The sequence below is a fragment of the Clostridia bacterium genome, from assembly GCA_036654455.1.
Lineage (GTDB): Bacteria > Bacillota > Clostridia > Christensenellales > CAG-314 > JAVVRZ01.
This window is the reverse complement of the sequence record JAVVRZ010000002.1, coordinates 39,763-55,772: the sequence shown is the minus strand read 5'-3', so window position 1 is coordinate 55,772 and position 16,010 is coordinate 39,763. Positions and strand designations below refer to the sequence as shown.

15 protein-coding genes and 2 tRNA genes are annotated in these 16,010 nt (G+C 37.4%); 11 read left to right on the top strand and 6 right to left on the bottom strand.

From position 1 onward, the window contains the following. Positions 1–44: 44 nt before the first annotated feature. Both RR062_02440 and RR062_02435 read right to left on the bottom strand, forming a co-directional pair. Positions 45–284 (bottom strand): hypothetical protein, encoded by a 240-nt coding sequence (locus RR062_02440; GenBank protein ID MEG2026569.1) that lies wholly within the window; start codon positions 282–284, stop codon positions 45–47. Continuing rightward, the gene (locus RR062_02435) at positions 281–769 is read right to left on the bottom strand and encodes a helix-turn-helix transcriptional regulator (protein ID MEG2026568.1); all 489 of its coding nucleotides are present in this window, start codon (positions 767–769) and stop codon (positions 281–283) included. The genes RR062_02440 and RR062_02435 overlap by 4 nt, the downstream gene beginning before the upstream one ends. A 296-nt stretch (positions 770–1,065) precedes the next feature. On the opposite strand from RR062_02435, the gene RR062_02430 reads away from it, so the two are divergent. Further along, positions 1,066–1,602: a phosphoribosyltransferase family protein gene (locus RR062_02430; GenBank protein MEG2026567.1), complete on the top strand. Its 537-nt coding sequence runs from the start codon at positions 1,066–1,068 to the stop codon at positions 1,600–1,602. 219 nt (positions 1,603–1,821) lie between these two features. Here the strand turns inward: RR062_02430 and RR062_02425 are convergent. Continuing rightward, positions 1,822–1,895 (bottom strand) — tRNA-Gln (locus RR062_02425). Positions 1,896–2,122: 227 nt separating this feature from the next. Between RR062_02425 and RR062_02420 the strand changes: the two genes are divergently transcribed. From RR062_02420 to RR062_02400, 5 genes are all read left to right on the top strand, one after another. Next, positions 2,123–3,604: a DUF1846 domain-containing protein gene (locus tag RR062_02420; GenBank protein MEG2026566.1), complete on the top strand. Its 1,482-nt coding sequence runs from the start codon at positions 2,123–2,125 to the stop codon at positions 3,602–3,604. A 116-nt stretch (positions 3,605–3,720) separates the two neighbouring features. After that, the gene (locus RR062_02415; GenBank protein ID MEG2026565.1) at positions 3,721–4,608 is read left to right on the top strand and encodes a cytidylate kinase family protein; all 888 of its coding nucleotides are present in this window, start codon (positions 3,721–3,723) and stop codon (positions 4,606–4,608) included. Between the two features lie 18 nt (positions 4,609–4,626). Then, the gene (locus RR062_02410; GenBank protein ID MEG2026564.1) at positions 4,627–6,177 is read left to right on the top strand and encodes an FGGY-family carbohydrate kinase; all 1,551 of its coding nucleotides are present in this window, start codon (positions 4,627–4,629) and stop codon (positions 6,175–6,177) included. A gap of 63 nt (positions 6,178–6,240) precedes the next feature. Continuing rightward, entirely contained in the window at positions 6,241–6,852 is a 612-nt protein-coding gene (locus tag RR062_02405) for a sugar O-acetyltransferase (protein MEG2026563.1), read from the top strand. 149 nt (positions 6,853–7,001) lie between these two features. Beyond that, on the top strand, positions 7,002–8,546 hold the full coding sequence (locus RR062_02400) for an ABC-F family ATP-binding cassette domain-containing protein (protein ID MEG2026562.1): 1,545 nt from the start codon (positions 7,002–7,004) through the stop codon (positions 8,544–8,546). 170 nt (positions 8,547–8,716) lie between these two features. On the opposite strand, the gene RR062_02395 is transcribed toward RR062_02400, so the two are convergent. Then, positions 8,717–8,792: transfer RNA gene (locus RR062_02395), tRNA-Val, on the bottom strand. A gap of 274 nt (positions 8,793–9,066) precedes the next feature. On the opposite strand from RR062_02395, the gene RR062_02390 reads away from it, so the two are divergent. The 3 genes from RR062_02390 (at position 9,067) to rsmI (ending at position 11,668) form a co-directional block, all read left to right on the top strand. Beyond that, positions 9,067–9,816, top strand: coding sequence for a fumarylacetoacetate hydrolase family protein (locus tag RR062_02390; protein ID MEG2026561.1), 750 nt, complete (start codon positions 9,067–9,069; stop codon positions 9,814–9,816). After that, the gene (locus tag RR062_02385; GenBank protein ID MEG2026560.1) at positions 9,817–10,701 is read left to right on the top strand and encodes a hypothetical protein; all 885 of its coding nucleotides are present in this window, start codon (positions 9,817–9,819) and stop codon (positions 10,699–10,701) included. It begins immediately after the preceding gene. Positions 10,702–10,873: 172 nt separating this feature from the next. Next, positions 10,874–11,668 carry a 16S rRNA (cytidine(1402)-2'-O)-methyltransferase gene (rsmI, locus tag RR062_02380; GenBank protein ID MEG2026559.1) on the top strand — a complete coding sequence of 265 codons (795 nt, stop codon included), beginning with the start codon at positions 10,874–10,876 and terminating at the stop codon, positions 11,666–11,668. A 187-nt stretch (positions 11,669–11,855) separates the two neighbouring features. Here the strand turns inward: rsmI and RR062_02375 are convergent, their stop codons facing one another. Next, on the bottom strand, positions 11,856–12,476 hold the full coding sequence (locus RR062_02375) for a hypothetical protein (protein MEG2026558.1): 621 nt from the start codon (positions 12,474–12,476) through the stop codon (positions 11,856–11,858). A gap of 203 nt (positions 12,477–12,679) precedes the next feature. Between RR062_02375 and RR062_02370 the strand changes: the two genes are divergently transcribed. Together RR062_02370 and RR062_02365 are read left to right on the top strand one after the other, a co-directional pair. Further along, positions 12,680–13,567 carry a YitT family protein gene (locus tag RR062_02370; GenBank protein MEG2026557.1) on the top strand — a complete coding sequence of 296 codons (888 nt, stop codon included), beginning with the start codon at positions 12,680–12,682 and terminating at the stop codon, positions 13,565–13,567. Beyond that, positions 13,564–14,637 (top strand): YitT family protein, encoded by a 1,074-nt coding sequence (locus RR062_02365; GenBank protein ID MEG2026556.1) that lies wholly within the window; start codon positions 13,564–13,566, stop codon positions 14,635–14,637. The genes RR062_02370 and RR062_02365 overlap by 4 nt, the downstream gene beginning before the upstream one ends. Before the next feature lie 203 nt (positions 14,638–14,840). Here RR062_02365 and RR062_02360 read toward each other — a convergent pair whose 3' ends face one another. Continuing rightward, entirely contained in the window at positions 14,841–15,716 is an 876-nt protein-coding gene (locus RR062_02360; GenBank protein ID MEG2026555.1) for a RimK family alpha-L-glutamate ligase, read from the bottom strand. Positions 15,717–16,010: the final 294 nt, after the last annotated feature.

Sequence of the window (16,010 nt, the reverse complement as noted above, 5' to 3'; positions counted from 1 at the left end):
TTTTAACAAATAAAGACAGCTATTTTTAGCTGTCTTTTTGTTAGTTAAATTGTTATGATTATAGTAGCGTCGTTACTTATAATTTCAACTATTTGCAACCCTTTATATTTCTTTAATTCTTTTAAACTAGGTTTAAGAATACTAAGAATGTCTTTTTTGTCTATTATATCTTCTTGTAATTTGGTTTTTTTGCAAATCAGTTTAATTATAAATTTAGTTTTAACTATTGATAAAGGCAAATGCAACGACGTTTTTTTCTTCTCGCCACAAATTAAAATTTTCATTCCACCCACACCTCAATAGTGTCGCCGTCCTTGCTTACAATGTCTACGACTTTGCCAAGCATTCCCATTTCAACACATTGAAATAATTCTTCTAGGTCAACGCCTTCTAATTTTTGGCTGATTGTTGGAATTTTCATACCCGTTTTAGTTGCAGTTTTAATAAAAGTGTAGGGTAGCTGTACGTTGACTTTGTCGCCGTCGCTAGAAAGAATTTTAATTTTTAACATTAAATTCTTAACTTCTTTGTTAGTTAAGGTTTGAGATTGCTGAATTTGTTCGATTGTAGTCGCTCCAAGTAGGTCGTCTACCGTGGTGTCAAAAATTTTTGCCAGTAGCGGAAGGGAAGAAATATCCGGGCTTGTAACGTCGTTTTCCCACTTGCTAACCGATTGCGCCGTAACGCCCATTTTTTCGGCGAGTTGGTCTTGCGTATACTGTTTTTGTTTTCTTAAAAATGCTATTTTTTCTCCTAATGTTGTGTTCATATTGTTTACTTCCTTTTATTTATTTTGTTTTACATTAATATAATACTATTTGCTAACCCACTTTGCAATATATTATATTGATATTTTATATCAATCTAGTTGAATTTAACTATCGAGTTAGGTTATGCGTTAATATTTGTATCTGTTTAAGCGTTAGGCTTACTTTAAAATGTAAAAATAAATTGAGCGTGTTTTATTCGCTACTTGTAAAAGGTTTGACAAAATAATCTATTAGTAGTAACATTAAAATGTTGTTTTAGCAATAGACAAAAGATTTATCAGGCAAGGAGATAATTATGGACTTACTTAAATTAGACATCGCAGGTATGACGGCGGAACTGCCAATTTTACCGCTTCCAAGCGGAGTAATGATTGCTTTCTTTAATCTTCACGGCGCTCAAAAGCTAACTGAGCATTGCGCTAAGGCGTTAGCTCCTTTTGTTGAAGGTTGCGATATCTTATTTACGCCCGAAAGCAAGGCGCTTCAACTAACCCACTGTATCGCTCGTATTCTGGGTCACGACTACTATGCCGTTGCCAGAAAGACCAAGAAACTCTATATGCAGGACGGTATTGAAGTTGAGATTAATTCAAGTATCACTACTGGTCAAACGCAAAAATTATATGTTTCTCGTCACGATGTCGAACTTATGAGGGGCAAGAAAGTTGCCATTATAGACGACGTAGTTAGCACCGGCAATAGTTTACTAGGTTGCGAACAATTAGTAAAACTTGCAGGCGGTATTATCTGCAAAAAAGCCTTTGTGCTTGCAGAAGGTAAAGCAGCGGAGCGTAAAGATATCTTCTACCTCGCTTCTATTCCACTTTTATAAGCTACAAACTTAAAGTCGCTTTTAGCGACTTTTTTATTTTACTTAGTTTAGGTCGAATTAAGTAACAATAAATAAACATTGTTAGATAGTAGACAGCGTTAAATAGTAAATAAATATAGTTAAGACGATATAGCCAAAAGAAAATAAATATTTTTGCAAATATTAAACTAAAAACAGCAATTAAAAAAACGGCAACGAAATTTTGTCGCCGTTTAAGTTTGGCTAGGGTAGTAGGATTTGAACCTACGATGACGGAGTCAGAGTCCGTTGCCTTACCGCTTGGCTATACCCCAATATTAGTTTAATAATAATATAATATTAATTGTCGTTTGTCAAATACATAGAGGGAAAAAATACCTTTCGCAATTATAATAATGAAAAAGATAATTTTTTTTAAGTTCAAAAAGTCTTGAAATTTATAGTTAAATTTGGTAAAATTACGGGCAGAATTATTTTTTAAGACATTTATAAAAAGCGTTTATAAGGGTTACAATAATTAAAAAAGGGAGCGGGTCAACTAATGAAAATAGGGTTTGATAATAATTTATACGTCGAACAGCAAACGGCTAAAATTTTAGAGCGTATCAATCAATTTGATAATAAACTTTACCTAGAATTTGGCGGTAAGTTATTTGACGACCTTCACGCTTCGAGAATTTTGCCGGGTTTTGACGAAAATGTAAAAATTCGCTTGCTTCAAAAGTTAAAGGATAGGGTAGAAGTTATTTTTTGTATAAGTAGCAAAGATATTGTTCGTAACAAAATTCGAGCTGACTTTGGCATAACTTATTCCCTAGAATCTTTACGTGTAATTGACAACTTGCGTAAGGTAGGCATTCTTGTTTCGGCTATTGTAATTACCCTTTACGAAGACGAAGTACAAGTCAACCAGTTTATTAGAAATCTTACAAACAAGGGCGAAAAAGTATATATTCATAAAGAAACTAAGGGTTACCCTCTTGACGTAGAAACTATCGTCAGCCCCGAAGGTTACGGCAAAAATCCTTATATTCCAACCACTCGTCCTCTTGTTGTCGTTACTGCGCCCGGTCCGGGTAGCGGTAAGCTTGCAACTTGCCTTTCTCAACTTTATCACGAGAATCTTCACGGAGTCAAGGCTGGCTACGCTAAGTTTGAAACTTTTCCTATTTGGAATTTACCGCTTTCGCACCCGATTAACGTAGCTTATGAAGCTGCGACGGCAGATTTAGGCGACGTTACCACGATTGACCCTTATCATTTACAGCGTTACAATATCACAACTACAAATTACAATCGAGATATCGAGGCTTTTCCCGTTGTCAACAATATTTTGACAAATATTGCCGGCGAACAAATATATTTTAGCCCCACTGATATGGGGGTAAACTGTCTTTCAAGCGCAATTATAGACGACTCAGCGTGTAGATACGCTTCTTGCCAAGAAGTTATTCGTCGCTATCTAGTCGCCAAGGTCGACTATAAGAAAGGTCTTGTAGGGCTTGATACCGTTACAAGATTAGAATTTTTAATGCGCAAACTTGGGTTGTCGGTGACCGACCGCCCCTGCGTTACCCCTGCGTTAGAATACGAGCGTCAATGCAGTGTTCCCGTTACGTCTATCGAGCTTGCAAACGGTCAAGTAATTACAGGTAAACAATCAGATTTGCTTACGTCTTCCGCTTCTTGCACCCTCAACGCTTTAAAGACGCTTGCAGGCATATATGACGAAGTTAAGTTGTTACCTTGCGAAGTTATCGAGCCAATAGTGTTTTTAAATCGCAATGTTTATAAGAGCAAGCGTGAAATGATGACGCTTGAACAAGTTCTTGTAGCGTTATCTATCTCGCAATATTACAACGATACGGCAATAATCGCTTTAAAACAACTGCCCAAATTAAAGGGTTGCCAAGTTCACACAACCAGAATACTTACACAAGGCACTTATTCGGTATTTAGAAAACTAGGCATTGACGTTACAAGCGAAGACGTATACGTTTCGGGCGACTTATATACCGAATAATTTATTTAAGGCTAACAAAATTTGTTAGTCTTATTTTTTATCTTTATTGCAAAAGTCTTTATTATGTGATAAAATGAATAAGTAGAGGTCAAAATACATTTTTAAAGGATACATATATGTTTATAACAATTAACGGACAGTTAGGAAGCGGTAAGTCCGCCGTATGCGACATACTTGCAAGACAAGGCTACGACATATTTAGTACGGGCAGAATTCAACGAGATATCGCTCGTGACAAAGGTCTAAGCACGCTTGAACTCAACCGTCTATGCAGTAATGACTATAACTATGATTACTTAATCGATGGCAAGTCTAAGCAATACGCTAAGGATAACGCCGATAAAGATATAATTTTCGACTCTCGCCTAGCCTGGCATTTTATCACGCCGTCGTTTAAAGTTAGGTTGCTTGTTTCGCCCTACGTCGCCTCTTTGCGAGTATTTGCTAACCGCAAAGCAGAAGAAGAAACTTTTAGTTCAATCGAAGATGCCCAAGCCGAGCTTGACGCAAGATACGAAGAAGAAGTTTCTCGTTACAAAACTGTTTACAACGTAGACGTAACAGATTTTTCTAACTACAATTTAATTATAGACACCACTACAATTTCGCCCGAAAAGGTAGCCGAGCTTATTTTAAGCGCCCTAGACGACTATAAAAATAATCCAAAGTTACGCCGTGTTTATGTTTCGCCAAGCAATATTTATCCTACTCTTAACGTAGATACGATTAGAGTAGCTAAGGTAGATTATTTTATAGAACAAATTAATTGTCGTTGCGCCTTGCCTAAACTTGAAGTGTTAAGTTTTGCAAATAAACTTTATATTTATACCGGGCATACATTAGTAGTTTCGGCAAATCTTGCTCATTTAGGTTATCTCGAAGCGTTAATTTATTCGCAAGACGATACCTTGCCTAACGGGCTAACCGTAGGCGAATATATTAAGAAATCTAACGCAGACCTTGTTAGTTGGCAAACAATGTGCGGTTTTAATTACAAAGATTAATTTATTTTTGGAGAAGATATGGAACGACTAGTATTATCTATTGATTGTGGCACGCAGAGCCTTAGGGCTATGGTATTTAACAACGTTGGCGAACTTATTTGCATTTCTAAGCAAAAATATCCTCAATCTTACTATGCGCTACATTCGGGTTGGGCTGAACAAAGTATTGATTTGTACTGGGACAGCCTATGTAGGGCTACTAACGACTGTAAAACGCAAATAGGCGAGCGTTGGAACAACATTATTTGTATGACCGTTTCTCCAATGAGAGATACTTTTACTTGCGTAGATAAGCAAGGCAATACTATTAGAGATTTTATACTTTGGCTTGACCAACGACGAGCCGAGTGCAAAGCGCCCCTTCCCCTTAAATGCAAAGTCGCTTTCCGTTTAGTAGGTATGAGCGAGGCGATTGACGTTCAACGCAAAATTACCAAAAGCAACTGGATAGCCGAGAACCAACCTCAACTTTGGAAAAAAACTTACAAATATATGAGCTTAGGCGGGCTACTTAACTTTAAACTAACAGGCGAATTTAAAGAGTCGGTCGCTGGCTGTATCGGGCATATTCCTATGCAGTATAAAGAACGCAAGTGGAAACCTACAAGCGATATTCAATATCCCATTTTTGGTATTATTGACCATAGTTGGCTACCCGAATTAGTTCAACCCGACCAAGTAATAGGTTTAGTCACCAAAAAAGCAAGCGAGCTTACGGGCATTAAAGAGGGCTTACCTTTAATTTCTGCCGGTAGCGACAAAGGTAGCGAGGCAATAGGGCTAGGTTTAATAGACCAGAATAGCGCAAGCCTTTCCTTTGGAACAGCTTCTACAATACAATTTGCCACCCAAAAGTATATCGAACCAATGACGTTTATGCCTTCTTATCCGTCGGTAGCGCCAACGCTATTTAACCCCGAAATACAAATTTATCGTGGGTACTGGATGGTTAACTGGTTTTTAAACGAATTTGCGCAAAAAGAAGTTAACAAGGCTAGGGAGCTTGATATTCCACCCGAAGAAATTCTCAATGAAGAGCTTAACAATGTCCCCGTTGGTTGCGAAGGGCTAATGTTACAGCCTTACTGGGCGCCTCAACTCAAACAACCCGAAGGCAAGGGCAGTATTATAGGTTTCAATTCCGTTCATACCAAAGCCCACTTATATAGGGCTATTATCGAGGGCGTAGGCTACGCTCTTTACGACGGTTATTTAAATTTGAAGAAGCGTACAGGCAACGATATTAAATTTTTAACAGTAGCGGGGGGCGGTAGTCAAAGCGACGTTATTTGTCAAATGACAGCCGATATGTTTGGTTTACCCGTTAAGCGAATACAGACTTATGAGGCGACAGGCTTAGGCGGAGCAATTACCGGCTATGTCGCTATGAAAGACTATCCCGACTACCAAACCGCAGTTGCTTCAATGACGCACTATACAAGCGAGTTTATTCCTAATTTAGACAATCATAAACTCTATCACGAATTGTATACTGAGGTCTATAAACAAACTTATCCGCAGTTGCAACCAATTTATAAGAAGCTCTACGACATCTTAAAACGTGATTAACCTGTTTTACAAAGGCTAATTGTTTAATTAAGGTTTTACTTATTCGCTTTAAAAAGGAAATATATGACTGAAAAAGAACGTATGGACAAAGGGTTACTTTATCTACCGCTTTCGCCTCAAATATTAAAGAGTCAGGTTGAGTGTCTAATGTCGCTTTACGAATTTAACGCTTGCCGACCAAACGAGCTTGACAAACGAACTAATATGCTCAAAACAATGTTTGCTCACTTTGGCGACAATTCCTATATCGAACCGCCTCTTCACGCTAACTGGGGCGGTAGTCACGTTAGTTTTGGCGACAATGTTTACGCAAACTTTAATTTAACCTTAGTCGACGACGGTAATATTACAGTAGGCGACTGCGTTATGTTTGCGCCTAATGTTACAATCGCTACCGCCGGTCACCCTATCGAACCCACTCTACGTTCAAAAGGGTATCAATATAACAAAGACGTGGTAATTGGCGACAACGTTTGGATAGGTGCGGGCGTTTTAGTTATGCCGGGCGTTACAATAGGCAATAATAGCGTAATAGGCGCAGGGAGCGTAGTCACTAAGAATATTCCTAGCGACGTTGTGGCTTACGGCAACCCTTGCAAGGTTATTCGTCCAATTTCCGCCAAAGACCATAAATATTTTTATAAAGACCAATTAATCGACTGGGAGAATATTTAACCTTTCTTTAAATTAATAGTTTTATCTTTTAAGTCTTTAATAAGGCAAGTGTTCTTGCCTTTTAGTTTGTAAAAAACTAGCGATTTTATTATTTGCTTTTATAAAAAGCTATCTTATGATATAATAAATAAATATTTTGGAGTAAATTAATGAGCATACTAACGGTAAACAATTTAACCCACTCTTTTGACGGTAAAATTTTGTTTGAAAAGGCAAGTTTTAACGTTAACAGTAAAGAACATATAGGTATTGTTGGCTTTAACGGCGCAGGCAAGACAACTTTCGTCAACATTATCGCAAGTAAAATTATGCAAGACGAAGGCGAAGTGCTGTGGCTTAACGGCGTTCGTTTTGGTTATCTTGACCAACACGCAAATATCGACAAATCTTTGTCGGTTATGGATTACTTAAAGACTTCTTTTGAGAATTTATTTGTAACCGAGCAACGCCTCGAACAGCTTTATAACGAAATGTCTAATTTAACCGACCTAGACGAACTTGAAAAGTTATGCAACAAGAGTTCTAGACTTCAAGAACGATTAGAAACGTCGGGTTTTTATGAAATGGACGCAACCATTAAGAAAGTTGCCAACGGACTAGGCATAGGCGCTATCGGTTACGATACTAGCGTATCTATATTAAGCGGAGGGCAACGAGCCAAAGTAATGTTAGCGAAATTATTGCTTGACGACTATGATTTGATTATGCTTGACGAGCCTACAAACTTTTTAGACCTTGAACATATCGAATGGCTAGCTAAATATCTAGAAACTTATCAAGGCACGTTTTTGTTAGTTTCGCACAATACCGCATTTTTAAATAGAGTTACAAACTTTATTTTAAGCATAGAGAACCACGAAATTAAGAAATATCCCGGCAATTATGACGCATTTTTGCTTGCACACGACAATAATCAACGTCAATATGTTGATTCTTATGAGCGTCAACAGCGTGAAATTAAGAAGATGGAAGAATATATAGCCAAAAATAAGGCTCGTGCGGCAACCGCCGGTATGGCTAACAGTCGTAAAAAAATGCTTGACAAAATGGACGTGCTAACTAAACCCGTAACCGTACTGCCATCGACTTTTTCTTTTGAGTGCGACTCGGTTATTACTAAAAATATGTTAGTAGTTGATAATTTGGTAATTGGCTACGACAAACCTTTGCTTCCGCCCCTATCAATTCATATTGGAGGCGAGGACAAGCTGTGGATACGTGGTACGAATGGCATTGGCAAGACCACGCTAGTTAAGACAATTATGCAGTTAATTCCCAGTCTATCGGGCAAGTTTTCAATCAACGCAAATGCAAAAGTAGGCTATCTCGAACAAGACTTTTCATTTAGTAACCTTGCAAATTCGGCGATTGCTTACCTTCAAAATATCTATCCTAAATATTCCCAAAAAGAAATTAGAACCCTGCTCGCTAGCGTAGGACTTAAAGGCGACCTTGCCACTAAGGCGATAGGTAATTTGTCAGGCGGAGAACAAGTTAGAGCCAAACTCGCCTCTCTTGAACGCAAGCCAACCGGGCTACTTATACTTGACGAACCGACAAACCATCTTGACGTTCTCGCCAAAGAAGAACTTCTCAAAGCTCTGCAAGCTTACACGGGCGCAATTCTTCTTGTTTCGCACGAAATTGAGTTTTCCCAAGCGCTTTGTAACAAAGTTTTCGACGTTACCAACTAGGCGTTTTAGCTTGCGCCACAATAAAATGTAATTTAGGCGTTTTTAATTTGTATCGTAAAAACACAATATGCTTATAAGACTAAATAAGCATTTGCGACCGTCGCAAAAATAATTGACAATTCAAGGTTAATAGAGTACAAAAAAACGACAATAGTTATATTGTCGTTTTTTGGTGGGCGATACAGGACTCGAACCTGTGACTTTCTCCACGTCAAGAAGACACTCTCCCAACTGAGTTAATCGCCCGAATTTATTAAATTATACAGTATTTTAAACAAGTTGTAAAGGACTATTTTTCTTTTTACAAAAACATTTTGCTCGTTAGACTGTTTAAGCCGGCAAGATTAATTATTGATTGTTTAGTTTAGCGTAAATAAGCAAGGGTTAGCAAGGTAAAGTAAGAAGTTTTTTTAAAAAAAAGATAAGTCAATATTTAAAAATTAATCTAAGTTGAGGTTGATTAAATTGATTAAGTATGATAAAATAATCATAAATATATGATTATTAAGAGGTCTAAATTATGCAAATTGCGAGAGTTTTGTTTAATGACGTTCCAACTTACGCCGAATATAAAGACGGCAAATATTATCTAATTTCGGGCGACATTTACGGCGAATTTAGCGTTGGCAAGCAAATAGAAGTGTCAAGTTTGCTTTGCCCAGTCGTCCCAACTAAGGTTGTCGCTTTGGGCGTAAATTACGCTAAGCACCGTGAAGAAATGCGTCACGACCCTAATATGTTACCTGTAATCTTTCAAAAACCTGTTTCGGCGTTACTTGCGCCTGAGGGCAATATAGTTTATCCAACGCTTGCAAGCACAGTTCACTATGAGGCAGAACTTGTAATAGTAATCGGCAAGCGTGTTCGCAAGGCGAGCAAAGCCGACGCTGGCAAATATATCTTTGGTTATACTTGCGCAAACGATGTTTCGGAGCGTAATTTTCAAAAAATTGACGGTCAATGGACACGTGCTAAGGGTTATGATACCTTTTGTCCTGTTGGTAGCTATATTACAACCGATATTGACCCAACAAATCTAACCGTTCAAACCGTTCTTAACGGAACTGTCGTACAAGACGGCAACACCGCCGACCTAATAAGAAACGTTTACGATATTGTCGAATTTGTTTCAAGTATAATGACGCTTGAAGTTGGCGATATTATTCTAACCGGCACACCGCAAGGCGTAGGCGAAATCCACGTTGGCGATACCGTAACCATACAAATTTCTTCTTTGGGCAGTATTACTAATAGAGTAATCGCCGAATAGATGGGCATTGATGATATTTTAGCTCAAAAAGGCATAGTTTTGTCTGCAAATCAAGTTGCCGAAGACCTTGAAGTCGGCGACTTGTTTATTGTGCAGAGCAAATCGGGGTATCGTTTTACCAGCGACTCGGTTTTGCTTGCAAACAGCGTAAAAAATATCGCAAGCAAACATGTAGTCGAACTTTGTAGCGGTTCGGGAGTGATATCAATATTGCTCGCTTATAAGCAACGCCCAAGTAGCGTAGTTGCGGTAGAATTTCAACAGTCGCTTTACAATAATTGTTTGCTTAGCTTAAAGATTAATAATCAGCAAGATATAATAAAGCCCTTATGCCTAGACTGTAACGATATTTTATCGGCTATTACAAATAAACGGCAAAGTCTAAGCGTTAAACAGTCTAATTTAACGGCAAAACCTAACTCGGTAGAGGACATAAACTTAGACGGAAAAATTAGTTTAATCGCAAACGACTACCTTAACTATTTTCAAGACGTAGATTGCGTGGTGGCAAATCCGCCTTACCGCAAGCTAAATTCCGGGCAAACTCAACAAAATCAAGAAATTTTGCTTGCTCGCCACGAAGTCGGGCTTACTTTACAGCAACTTTTAGCGTTAAGCTCGGCAATTTTGAAAGATTCGGGTAGTTTCTATTTAATACATCAAGTTCAGCGGTTAAGCGAAATTATGGTTCTTGCCAGTCACTACAATTTACAGCCCAAAGAACTTACTTTTATTTGCGCTCGACAGGGAGTTAGCCCAAAGACTGTAATTATTAAGGCGACAAAATGCGGTAAGGTTGGTCTAACCATACTGCCGGACATAATAATTTTTGATAAAGACGGCAATTATACGCAAACTGTCAAACAATTATACGGTAAAGTTTAGCAAAGAAGTTGTATCAACTGCAAATTATATAAACAGTGTTGGTAGCGACGATAGTTGTAGTTATATCGCAAGTTAACATAAGCTGTCAAATACAAAAAATAGCAAAAATTTCGGCGTAAAATAGGGGGATAACAATTACTCTTATAATAAGTATAAAAGAAGTGGGGAAAAAGTGGTAAAAGTTTATTTTGTGGCAACTCCAATAGGTAATCTCGGGGAAATGAGTCCTCGTGCAATCGAAACGCTTAATTCTGTCGACGTTATTTACTGCGAGGATACTAGGCATAGCGGTATGCTTCTTAAAAATTTTAATATAACAAAACCTCTTCGTTCTTACCATAAATTTAACGAAGTTTCTACCCTTGCTCAACTTTCACAAGACATTTTAGTAGGTACTGTCGCCGTGATTGCAGACGCAGGCATGCCTACGATAAGCGACCCCGGACAAATAATGGTTAATTATTTGAAAGAAAACAATATCGCTTATACCGTTATTTCGGGCAGTTGCGCTTTTGTCAACGCAGTTGCGCTTTCGGGTTTTTCTTCTCCATTTACTTTTGTGGGGTTTTTGCCCGAAAAGACAGTCGAAAGAGATAAGCTTTGGCAGACTATTTCAACTGCCTGTACGCTAATATTTTATTCTTCGGTTCATAATGTCGAAGATGACCTCGCTTATTTATACACTGTCTTAGGCGAAAGGCAAGTTTGTATAGCTAGGGAGCTTACCAAACTTTACGAAAGCCTTACTTTTGGAACATTAGGTAGCGTAAAAATCGACGTTGCAAAAGGCGAATTTGTAATTGTTGTCGAGGGCAAACTCGAAGTCAACCCGCTGACAAATTTAACAGTTCAACAACATATAGATTACTATATCGATTGCGGACTAACCAAAATGCAAGCCATTAAGCAAGTCGCAAAAGACCGCAACATCACCAAAAACGAAATATACGCTAAGACAATTAAATAGAACTTACAAAAATAATCTTGATAAAATAAACGTTGCAAAAATAATCTTGATAAAATAAACGTTGCAAAAATAATATTGATAAAATAAACGTTGCAAAAATAATCTTGATAAAATAAACGTTGTAAAAATAATAATTTTTAGCAATAGCATAAAAAAAGGGTTACATTTATTATGTAACCCTCAATTTTTATCCCGCTGTTTTTTGTTTTCTACCACAATAATTGGCTAACGCTTTGTCAAGTAGAGGCAATAAATTTGTCACGTCCTCGTCGTCGATAATTCCTCCTAGAAGTTTAGTCAATTTTTCTGTTCTAATTTCCTTGTTTGTAAATTCCGTATAGATAGATTTAGCGCTATTTGCAAGCGTTTGCGCCTGCCCAATTAAGTCGGGCAGGCTTATTTGCTTGCTAAGCAGTTGCTCAGGCGCAGACGTAAAGGCTAACAACTGGTTATAGAATAAATTAAACAAGTCGTCTTTAAGCAAAGATTTAAGTCCTTTTTTGTTAACCGATTGATAGAGATGGTATAACGCCGTGCTTAGAGCGCCGGTAATCAGCCCCCTTTGTAACGAAATAAGTATGTCAAACTTTGTCTTGTTTGTACATAAACTTACAACTATACAAATTACAATTCCAAATATATAGGGGAATAAGGTAGAAGGGTCAAAAGTATGCAATACGTCGACTTTTACTTTGTTAATCAACATTTTTTTTGCAATAGCGGTCAAAAAACAACAGCACAATGCGCCAATCAAGAGATAAGCGTCGCTTGCGCCCAGTTCCAAAACGGTTTTTATGAGTTCGTCCATAATACCCTCCTAAAAGTTGCAACAACCCAAATACAACCATTTTTTTGTCGATGTATCAATCTCGACGCAAAATATTATAGAATACGTTTTGCTTTTGTCAATACTTGCCAACCGACAATTTCTAACTAATTTTACCTACTTTCCTCAATACACACGTCGCTTTTTTATTGACTTTTTTTTGGCTATTTGATACTATACGATTGATGAAGAAAATTAATATTAAAAACACTATTTTAAGTTATTTAAGGCTAACTTGTTCGGCGTTAGTCACCGCTACTTGCCTACACATGTTTGTTGTTCCTAACAACTTAGTACCGGGCGGTTTTAGCGGTATAGCTAGTATTATATACTACGCTACGGGTTTTCCTGTGCAATATAGCACCTTTTTGTTAAATTTACCTTTGCTTGTACTTTCGGTAATATTTTTATCTAAGGAATTTGCGGTTAAAACAATCTACGCCACCGTTATGGGGTCGGTTATTATGGAGTTGTTTGATATACTGCATTTGCCTGTTTTTGACGGAGAAATACTCGTCGCCGTATTTATCGGCGGTATCCTTGCAGGTATGACATTAGTGCTTGCTTACGGCGCTAGCGGTAGTAATGGCGGAACGGAAATCGTAGCAAAACTTATTACCAAGAAGAAGCCCGACGCCAGCATCGGCACAATCTTAATGAGCATTAATATTGTGGTAATGTCAATAGGCGGTTTTTTCACCAAGCAAAGCGGATACAACCTTTGGATTGTAGTTTACTCTTTGCTTTATAGTTATGTATGTAGCTTTGTGCTTGACCATTTCAGTCAATTAGCCGACCCGCTAGTTAAATTTACAATTATTACCGATAAACCCGCCGAAGTTGGTTCTAGCATAACTAACGCTCTTAAAAGAGGGGCAAACGTAATTGAGTGCCAACAGCCTAGTGGCGAGTCCTGCAAGAATTCGGTAATTGAGGTTGTTGTTCAAGTTAGACAAGTTCCATTAATTAAAAAAATATTACAAATTAACGACGCAGAGTGTTTTGCTTTTACAACTGCGGTAGACGGCGTAATCTTACGTCCTGATTTTAACAAGAGGTACAAAGTTTTATGAGCAAACAAAACCTTGACATTATAGGCGACGCCGACACGACGAATAATTCGGCTTCAACCGATACCGACGCTACTCAAATAGACAATACGATAAATATATCAACACAACCTTCAACCGATACGGACAAAGCTACAAGTTCTGCCGAGGTGGTTTCTGCCGTACCGCCAAAAAAATCGCCTTTATTTACAATAAAAACCGGGCTTTATACTGTTTTTTCCGCCCTTGCTAGGGCGCTTGCCGTACAACTGTTTTTAATACCTAACAGCATTGTTCTAGGCGGAGCTACCGGTATTGCAAGTTTAATTGAAATAAAACTATATAGCGTCAGCCCTATTTTTTCGGCTTGCTACTTTTTAATATTTATCAATATACCTCTACTGATAATAGCCTTTTTTAAAGTAGGCAAACGTTGGACTATTAGAACTACCATAAACGTTCTACTTACTTCAATATTTTTATGGCTGATTAAGTTTTTCGACCTCGCTAGATTGCTCAACACAACAAACAGCGAACAAACGGTGTTATTTGTGCTTATGGGTGGCGTACTATCGGGGCTAGCTCTACCAATGATGCTCAACGCTCACGGTTCAACAGGCGGTAGCGATATAATTGCCCTACTTATTCGCAAGAAAAACTCAGTTACGACAATTCGCAACATTTTATATATGGATATAGCTGTTTCGGCTTTAAGCGCAGTGGTGCTTATGAGTTTTAACGTCTTTGTGTTCTCAATGATGGCTTTGTTTGCTTCCGAAGTAATAGGCGAGATAATGTATAAAGGTTATTCTTCGGCTATGGTGCTAGAAATTGTAACCGACAAACCGCAAGAAGTCAGTCACGCTTTGATGTATGACCTCAAACACGGAGTTACAAATATTAAAATTCGTGGCACTTATACAAACAGTGAGAAGATGCTTGTGATATGTGTAATTTACAAACGCCAAATCAACGCTGCAAAACAATTAATTAGAGAAGTCGACAATAAGGCTTTTGCATACGTGCTTAACGTTAAAGAAGTTGTCGGTTTAGGTTTTAGAAATAAGGAAGAAGAACTAATTAGCAAAGACTAATCTACGTATAGTGTTAATTTAAGATAAACAAAAACACGCAAAAATATTTTTGCGTGTTTTTTTAATTGAAATTTATTAATTTTTATTTATTACTATTTTTAATCAATTTTTAGTATTTTGGCTTATTGCTTTTTAGCAATACTTATAATTCTTCGTTTAAATTTAGCAATTTTAATGTTTAAGAGTATTTAATTAGTTATTGTTTATTTATAAATTTTGTTATAAATATGTTGAGCATAGCCGGAAGCTACGTTTATACCCGTAACCGACTCAATACCCTTGAAGAAAGCATTGCTGTTTACTTCGCATAGTATAGGTTGACTATTTTGGTCAAACATTATGTCGACGCCACAATAATCTAAGTTGAGTACGCTTGCTACTTTTTCCGCCATATCTATAAAACTTTGTTTGGGTTCGATTTTGCTACCTACTCCGCCAAGTTCGAGGTTAGACCGAAAGTCATTCTCGTTGCGACGTAACATCGAAGCGTAGACTTTTCCGCCTATTACAATTATTCTATTGTCAAAGCCGTAACTAGATGCGATATACTGTTGATATAGGTGAGGCAAGCCTTTAAGTCTAGCGTAAATTTCCCTAAGTTCGGTTACGTTATTTATTAGACTAACTTGCTGACCAAACGAGCCAAAACATTGCTTAACTACAATAGGAAAGCTAAGTTTGCTACAAATTTGCGTTTCAAGCTCGTTAAAGCTACCCGTAGGCGAGTAATTGAGGGGGGAACTGATAGTAAAGGGCATAGCGATGTCGTGTCCTGCAAGGGCTATATAGGTAGCCATTTTGTCGTCGCAAAGATAAATCGAACGAGCGCTGTTAAACAATTTATAACCTGCAAGCTCTAACATTTCGGCTAAATGACGGTCTTTGTCAAGATATATTACAAAGTCGCAATCGGGTATATTTGCCTTAATTTTGTCGCAATCAATGTAGGCTGTGAGAAGATTTGTAATAACTTTAATCTCTACTCCTAGCGCTTTAAATTCTTGTAAAAGTCTATCCGCTTGATATTCTTGTCCGCCTCTTGTTGAGAAAGCGTTTATGATAATTAAACCTTTTTTCATATTTTTTATTGTAGCATATTTTTTGTTTAAATTCTACAATAATAAGGCAAAATGTGGTAAAATATATATGTAGATAAAAGTTTAAATAGCCATTACAATTAAAAGGAAAAAGTAATTTAGTCATAGATTACAAAATTTACAAAACCCTAACTAGACAAAACTTTTTTAGTTTGACCTATGCCGTTGAGTTACAAACAAAATACTATTTGACAATTTTGCTACTGTGTGCTTTAATTTATTAGGTTGACAAAAAGTTTTATTATTAATTTGCAATTACAAATAGAATTAGAGTAC